The following is a 5,130-nucleotide window of genomic DNA, read 5'->3' on the forward strand; positions in this document are numbered from 1 at the left end:
AAGACCGGCCTGATGGACGAGCTCGGCAAGGTCAAGCGGGTCGTCGAGAAGCACGCCCCGCTGGACGAGGTGCTGCTCGTCCTCGACGCCACCACCGGGCAGAACGGCCTGGTCCAGGCGCGGGTGTTCGCCGAGGTCGTGGACATCAGCGGCATCGTGCTCACCAAGCTGGACGGCACCGCCAAGGGCGGCATCGTGATCGCGGTCCAGCGCGAACTGGGGGTCCCGGTCAAGCTCATCGGCCTCGGCGAGGGCGCGGACGACCTGGCCCCGTTCGAGCCGGAGGCGTTCGTTGACGCCCTTATCGGGGAGTAGCGGGGTAGTAAATTTACTACCCACAGGAGTGAGAAGCGCCTGTTCCCGAGGTGCAGTCGGGGGCGGGCGCTTCGGTGTGTGTACGGCTGCTACGCCCGCGACCGGTGCGCGACGTAGGCCAGTGTCCCCAGCAGCAGCCGTGCGGCGGGCAGCCGTGTCGCCGAGTCCAGGGCCGGCGGCCGCAGCCAGCGCACCGGGCCCAGGCCGCCCCGGTCCGACGGCGGCGCGGTGATGTACGCGCCGGAGCCGAGGCCGCGCAGGTCCAGGGAGTCCGGGTCGTCCCAGCCCGTACGGTAGAGCAGCTCGGGAAGCTCGGCGGCGGCGCCGGGGGCGACGAAGAAGTGGGCACGGCCCTCCGGGGTGCCGGTGACCGGTCCGAGCGGCAGGCCCATGCGCTCCAGGCGCACCAGGGCGCGGCGCCCGGCGGCCTCGGCGACCTCGACGACGTCGAAGGCGCGGCCGACCGGCAGCAGCACCGCCGCGCCCGGGAACTCGCCCCAGGCCTTGGTGACCTCGTCGAGCGTGGCGCCCGCGGGTACCTCGGGTGCGAAGTCCAGTGGATGCGCTCCCGGCGCGGGACACTCCGCCTGCCCGCAGGAGCACGCGCCGCCCGCGGCCCGGGCACCCGGCACCACGTCCCAGCCCCACAGTCCGGTGAACTCGGCGACGGCGGTGCAGTCCGATGAACGGCCGCGTCGGCGTGTGCCGGAGCGGATCTCGCGAATGCCGCCGATCGTGAAGCCCATGCCCCCTCCAACGGGTCCGGCGCGCCGGTGGTTACGACACGGAACGGGATGAGAACGGAACGTGACGCTACGGCTCCGCCTCCCCTTTCGCCCGCACGGTCAAGGCGGCGCCCCGAAGCGTCTTGGGTGGTGCGTCCGCAGACACGCGCCCCCGAATGCACCGTTCCGCCAACTCCCGGCCGTCCTATGTCAAGTGAATCGCGCGAAGGGCATCGTGAGTTCATTCGAAGGGGTGGCGAATGGTGGCGTTTCCGGGATCGCCATGGCTGGACCAGTGATCGTAGGATTACTTTGAGTGCACGAGGCCTGGGGGCACATGCTCTTCTGGGTATGCCGGAGGCAACTCGGGATCCCGTTCGAAGGGTGAGAACCGGCGACGGGCGGCCGTATCTACCGGCATTCTGATAGGGCTTGGCGCATCCGGCATCAAGTGGTCTCAGGGATGGGGGCGTTCCAGTGGGCGGCAACGGCGGAAGCGGGGCGACCGCGGCCAGCACGGACAAGCGCCCCAATGAGCTGCTCAACTCGTGGTTCGTGCGCAGCGGCTGGTCGAAGGGCGAGCTGGCGCGGCAAGTGAACCGCAGGGCACGCCAGTTGGGGGCCAACCACATCTCGACGGACACGTCCAGGGTGCGTCGCTGGCTCGACGGGGAGAACCCGCGCGAGCCGATCCCCAGGATCCTCTCCGAGCTGTTCTCCGAGCGGTTCGGCTGTGTCGTCTCGGTCGAGGACCTCGGTCTGCGGGCCGCACGCCAGTCACCCTCCGCGACCGGCGTCGACCTGCCCTGGACGGGCCCGCAGGCGGTGGCCATGCTCAGCGAGTTCTCGCGCAGCGACCTGATGCTGGCGCGGCGCGGCTTCCTCGGAACCTCGCTGGTCCTGTCGGCGGGCCCGTCCCTCATCGAGCCCATGCAGCGCTGGCTGGTCCCCACGCCGGGCGGCTCACAGCAGACGGCCCCCGAGTCGGCCGCCGAGTCCCGCCGGCCAGGCCGCCTCTCCAAGCCCGAGCTGGAGCTGCTGGAGTCCACCACGGTGATGTTCCGGCAGTGGGACGCCCAGTGCGGCGGCGGACTGCGCCGCAAGGCGGTCGTCGGCCAGCTGCACGAGGTCACCGACCTGCTCCAGGAACCCCAGTCCGAGCCCACCTCCCGCAAGCTCTTCCAGGTCGCCGCCGAACTGGCCGAACTGGCCGGCTGGATGTCGTACGACGTCGGGCTCCAGCCCACCGCACAGAAGTACTTCGTGCTCGCCCTGCACGCGGCCAAGGAGGCCGGCGACAAGCCGCTCGGCTCGTACGTGCTCTCCAGCATGAGCCGCCAGATGATCCACCTCGGCCGGCCCGACGACGCCCTGGAGCTGATCCACCTCGCCCAGTACGGCAGCCGGGACTGCGCCAGCCCGCGCACCCAGTCGATGCTGTATGCGATGGAGGCCCGCGCCTACGCCAACATGGGCCAGCCCGGCAAGTGCAAGCGGGCGGTCCGGATGGCCGAGGACACCTTCGCCGAGGCCGACGAGTGGGACGACCCGGACCCCGACTGGATCCGCTTCTTCTCCGAGGCCGAGCTCTACGGGGAGAACTCGCACTCCTTCCGTGACCTCGCCTACGTCGCGGGTCGCAGCCCCACCTACGCCTCCCTGGCCGAGCCCCTCATGCAGCGGGCGGTGGAGCTGTTCGCCAAGGACGCCGAGCACCAGCGGTCGTACGCACTGAACCTGATCGGCATGGCCACCGTGCACCTGCTGCGGGGCGAGCCCGAGCAGAGCACGGTGCTGACCTCCGAGGCCCTGGGCATCGCCAAGAAGGTGCGCTCGGAGCGTGTGAACACTCGTATCCGAAAGACGGTCGACTCGGCCGTCCGTGACCACGGCGACCTGGCGGCGGTCGTCGACCTCACCGAGCAGCTCGCCGCCGACCTGCCGGAGACCGCCGAGGCGGTCTGAACCCCGGCGACCCCGGACCCCGGCCGCGGCCGGCCCTCCCGAACTGCCCGACTCGGCTCCCCCATGCCAGGTCATTCGGAAGGCCGCCGCGGCCGGCTCTCTTCCGCCCGGAGACCTCCGGGGGAAGGTTGCGTCACGATAACGATCCCGGAGCCGGACATCTTGCAGTTCATCGACGCGTAACACGCAGGGCGCCTTCGTCACCCCGGCGAAACAACGAGGGGCTTCCACCGAAACCGCGCTGCGCCAATCTCATGGCGCATAACGGCCCACCCCCCGCTTCACCGGACCGCTCACGCTCCGACCCGCACGGGGCCGTACCAACCGACGAGGAGACGCCGATGGCATCAGCCGCCATCACGCTTGCCGCGGAGGCACCCAAGCTGTCCTCCGCGAACACGGGCTTCATGCTCATCTGTTCTGCCCTGGTGCTGCTCATGACGCCGGGCCTCGCCTTCTTCTACGGCGGCATGGTCCGCGTCAAGAGCACCCTGAACATGCTGATGATGAGCTTCATCAGCATCGGGATCGTCACCATCCTGTGGGTGCTCTACGGCTTCTCCCTGGCCTTCGGCTCCAGCAACGGCTTCATCGGCTACGACTCCCACTGGCTGGGCATGAGCCACGTCGGGCTGACCGAGCTCTGGCCCGGTTACACGATCCCGATCTTCGTCTTCATGGTCTTCCAGATGATGTTCGCGGTCATCACCCCGGCCCTGATAAGCGGCGCCATCGCGGACCGCGTGAAGTTCTCGGCCTGGGCGCTCTTCGTCGCCCTGTGGCTCACGATCGTCTACGTCCCGGTCGCCCACTGGGTGTGGGGCGCCGACGGCTGGGCCTTCAAGCTCGGCGTGATCGACTTCGCCGGTGGTACCGCGGTCCACATCAACGCCGGTGCCGGCGCCCTCGGCGTCATCCTGGTCATCGGCAAGCGCGTCGGCTTCAAGAAGGACCCGATGCGCCCGCACAGCCTCCCGCTGGTCATGCTCGGCGCAGGTCTCCTGTGGTTCGGCTGGTTCGGCTTCAACGCCGGCTCGTGGCTCGGCAACGACGACGGCGTCGGCGCGCTGATGTTCGTCAACACGCAGGTCGCCACCGCCGCCGCCATGCTGGCCTGGCTTGCCTACGAGAAGATCCGGCACGGCGCGTTCACCACCCTCGGCGCCGCCTCCGGCGCGGTCGCCGGCCTGGTCGCGATCACCCCGTCCGGTGGCGCGGTCTCCCCGCTCGGCGCGATCGCCGTCGGTGTCATCGCCGGTGTCGCCTGTGCCGCCGCGGTCAGCCTGAAGTTCAAGTTCGGCTTCGACGACTCCCTCGACGTGGTCGGCGTCCACATGGTCGGCGGCATCATCGGCTCCCTGCTCATCGGCTTCTTCGCCACCGGCAAGGGCCAGTCCACCGCGACCGGCGTCTTCTACGGCGACCACTCCTTCACCCAGCTGTGGAAGCAGTGCGCCGGTGTCGGCGCGGTCCTCGCCTACTCCCTGGTCGCCTCCGCGGTCCTCGCCTTCCTCCTCGACAAGACCATCGGCATGCGGGTCACCGAGGACGAGGAGATCTCCGGCATCGACCAGGCCGAGCACGCCGAGACTGCATACGACTTCAGCGGTGCGGGCGGCGGTGTCGTCGGCTCCGTGACCGCGGCCCTGGCCGGCACGAGCAAGAAGGTGGACGCATGAAGCTCATCACCGCCGTCGTGAAGCCCCACCGGCTCGACGAGATCAAGGAGGCCCTGCAGGCCTTCGGCGTCCACGGCCTCACGGTCACCGAGGCCAGCGGATACGGTCGGCAGCGCGGCCACACCGAGGTCTACCGTGGTGCCGAGTACACGGTCGACCTGGTGCCCAAGATCCGTATCGAGGTACTGGCCGAGGACGACGACGCCGAGCAGTTGATCGACGTCGTCGTCAAGGCCGCCCGCACCGGCAAGATCGGCGACGGCAAGGTCTGGTCGCTTCCGGTCGAGACCGCCGTACGGGTCCGCACGGGCGAGCGCGGCCCGGACGCGCTGTAGAACAGAACCACCATCTGCATACAGGCAGGAGTCGCCGGGTGACGGGTACGGATGTGCGCAACGACGCAGAGGACACGGGACCCAGCGGCTACGCGGCGGCCCGGCTGCGCC

General features: G+C 69.8%; 4 protein-coding genes and 1 pseudogene. 4 read left to right on the plus strand and 1 reads right to left on the minus strand.

Annotation, left to right across the window (positions count from 1 at the left end):
* Positions 1-315: pseudogene (locus ABZ646_RS39620) on the plus strand (signal recognition particle-docking protein FtsY); the annotation flags it as partial.
* 89 nt (positions 316-404) lie between these two features.
* On the opposite strand, the gene ABZ646_RS39625 reads toward ABZ646_RS39620, so the two are convergent.
* Positions 405-1,061: a bifunctional DNA primase/polymerase gene (locus tag ABZ646_RS39625; protein WP_360530498.1), complete on the minus strand. Its 657-nt coding sequence runs from the start codon at positions 1,059-1,061 to the stop codon at positions 405-407.
* Between the two features lie 456 nt (positions 1,062-1,517).
* On the opposite strand from ABZ646_RS39625, the gene ABZ646_RS39630 reads away from it, so the two are divergent.
* From ABZ646_RS39630 to ABZ646_RS39640, 3 genes are all read left to right on the plus strand, one after another.
* Entirely contained in the window at positions 1,518-3,005 is a 1,488-nt protein-coding gene (locus ABZ646_RS39630) for a hypothetical protein (RefSeq protein ID WP_360530501.1), read from the plus strand.
* A gap of 341 nt (positions 3,006-3,346) precedes the next feature.
* Positions 3,347-4,684 (plus strand): ammonium transporter, encoded by a 1,338-nt coding sequence (locus tag ABZ646_RS39635; protein ID WP_360530504.1) that lies wholly within the window; start codon positions 3,347-3,349, stop codon positions 4,682-4,684.
* On the plus strand, positions 4,681-5,019 hold the full coding sequence (locus tag ABZ646_RS39640) for a P-II family nitrogen regulator (protein WP_009190863.1): 339 nt from the start codon (positions 4,681-4,683) through the stop codon (positions 5,017-5,019). Before ABZ646_RS39635 ends, ABZ646_RS39640 begins: the two co-directional genes overlap by 4 nt.
* Positions 5,020-5,130 lie beyond the last annotated feature (111 nt).

This window comes from Streptomyces sp. NPDC007162 (assembly GCF_040634175.1).
GTDB lineage: Bacteria > Actinomycetota > Actinomycetes > Streptomycetales > Streptomycetaceae > Streptomyces.

Coding starts and splice junctions, on each gene's coding strand:
- ABZ646_RS39625 (WP_360530498.1), bottom strand. CDS start 1,061: ATGGGCTTCACGATCGGCGGCATTCGCGAGATCCGCTCCGGCACACGC.
- ABZ646_RS39635 (WP_360530504.1), top strand. CDS start 3,347: ATGGCATCAGCCGCCATCACGCTTGCCGCGGAGGCACCCAAGCTGTCC.
- ABZ646_RS39640 (WP_009190863.1), top strand. CDS start 4,681: ATGAAGCTCATCACCGCCGTCGTGAAGCCCCACCGGCTCGACGAGATC.